The sequence below is a fragment of the Kitasatospora sp. NPDC007106 genome, assembly GCF_040634455.1.
Taxonomy (GTDB): Bacteria; Actinomycetota; Actinomycetes; order Streptomycetales; family Streptomycetaceae; genus Kitasatospora; species Kitasatospora arboriphila.
Window position 1 is genome coordinate 1 of the sequence record NZ_JBEYFP010000937.1, and the last position, 2,147, is coordinate 2,147.

A 2,147-nucleotide genomic window follows, 5' to 3' on the forward strand; every position below is an offset into this window, starting at 1 on the left:
GTTGCTCGCCCGGCACGGCTGGAGCGCCCACCGGCTGATCCACGCCCTGGGTGTCGGGGAGCACGCGGCGGCCGACATCGTGGCGCACGCGCAGCGCATCGCCGCGGGACACGGCCGCCCTCCGCAGGACGGCACGCGTCACCCCGGGTGACCGGCGGCGGTGGGCCGTCCGGCCCACCGGTCCGGGCCACGGGGCCCTGGAAGCCTGACAGCAGCCGGACGGAAGGTGGAACCACCGGCAACCGTCGAAGGGCCCGCCGAGGAGGTGGCAGCAATGCTGCGGATCAGGATCGCCGGGCGGCCCGGCCCCCGGCCACGTCGGCTCCCGCCGCTCGACCTGCGTACGCCGTCGGGCCGCCCACTGCCCTACTGAACCGTCCGGGAGGAGCCATGCGCCGAGTGATCCGGTTCGCCGACCTCGAACGGGGCGACGTCGGCTTGGTCGGGGGCAAGAACGCCTCCCTGGGAGAGCTGGTCGGGCACCTCGGGCCGGCCGGTGTCCGCGTGCCCGACGGCTTCGCCACGACGGCCGACGCCTTCCGCGAGTTCCTGGCCCGGGGCGGTCTGCGGGACGAGGTCGCCGCGCAGTTCGACCGGCTGCGCGAGGGCGCCCCGCTCGCCGACGTCGGCGCCGCCGTCCGGGCCGCCGTCCTGGCGACACCTCTGCCCGAGGCGCTGGCCGGGGAACTCACGGACGGGTACGCGCGGCTGGGCCGGGAGGCGGGCCGGACGGACCCCGACGTGGCCGTGCGCAGCAGCGCCACTGCCGAGGACCTGCCGGAGGCGAGCTTCGCCGGGCAGCAGGAGACCTACCTCAACGTCCGCGGGCCCGAGGCCCTGTTGGACGCCTGCCGGCGGTGCTTCGCGTCGCTGTTCACCGACCGGGCGATCGACTACCGCGAGCGGCTGGGGTTCGACCACCTCGCGGTGGCGCTGTCGGTCGGCGTGCAGCTGATGGTCCGCTCGGACCTCGGAGGATCGGGCGTGATGTTCACCCTGGACCCGGAGAGCGGGTTCCCTGAGGCCGTCGTGGTGAGTGCGGCATGGGGGCTCGGCGAGACGGTGGTCAGCGGCCAGGTCGACCCCGACGAGTACCTGGTGTTCAAGCCGCTGCTGAAGGACCCGGGACTCGATCCGGTGCTGCAGGCGGTCTGCGGCCCCAAGCGGCACAAGTCGGTGTACGGCGACGAGGGCCTCACCCGGATCGTCGAGACCTCGGCGGAGGAGCGCGGCGCCCTGGTGCTGGACCACGGCGAGGTCCGGCGGCTGGCCGAGTGGGCGGTCGCCGTCGAGGAGCACTACGGCTGCCCGATGGACCTGGAATGGGCGAAGGACGGCCGCAGCGGACAGCTGTTCGTCGTCCAGGCGCGGCCGGAGACGGTGCAGTCGCGGCGCCGCGGGGCCGTCCTGCGGCGCTACCGGCTGACCGGCACCGGCGAGCGGCTGGTGGACGGCATCGCCGTCGGGGAGGCCGTCGGCGCAGGCCCGGTCAGCAAGCTGAGCAGCCCGGTCGAGATCGGCCGCTTCCCCGCCGGCGCGGTCCTGGTCACCGCGATCACCGACCCCGACTGGGAACCGCTGATGAAGAGGGCCTCGGCGATCGTCACCGACCACGGGGGACGCACCTCGCACGCGGCGATCGTCAGCCGCGAACTCGGCGTACCGGCCGTGGTCGGCACCGGCCGGGCGACCGAGGTCCTCGACGACGGACAGGAGGTCACCGTCTCCTGCGCGGAGGGCGCCGATGGCCACGTCTACCGCGGCCGCGTCGACTTCGAGGAGTCGGAGACCGACCTCGGCTCGCTGCCGGCCACCCGGACCAAGGTGATGCTGAACCTGGCGGACCCGGCCGCGGCGTTCCGCTGGTGGCGCCTGCCCGCGGACGGCGTGGGGCTCGCGCGGACGGAGTTCGTCGTGGCCCACCAGGTCCGGGTGCATCCCCTGGCGCTGCTCCACCCCGACCGGCTCTCCCCCGAGGACCGGCGGCTGGTGGACGCGCTGAGCGACGGCCACCCCGACCGCACCGAGTACTTCGTCGACCGGCTGGCCCAGGGCGTCGCACGGATCGCCGCCTCCCGCTGGCCCGACCCGGTGGTGGTGCGCACCAGCGACTTCAAGACCAACGAGTACGCCCGGCTGGTCGGCGG

General features: G+C 74.8%; 1 protein-coding gene. It reads left to right on the top strand.

Annotated features, from left to right (window positions below; translation table 11 throughout):
- Positions 1 to 390 precede the first annotated feature (390 nt).
- On the top strand, positions 391 to 2,147 hold a 1,757-nt coding region (gene ppsA, locus ABZ641_RS34215), incomplete at its 3' end, for a phosphoenolpyruvate synthase (RefSeq protein WP_359988230.1).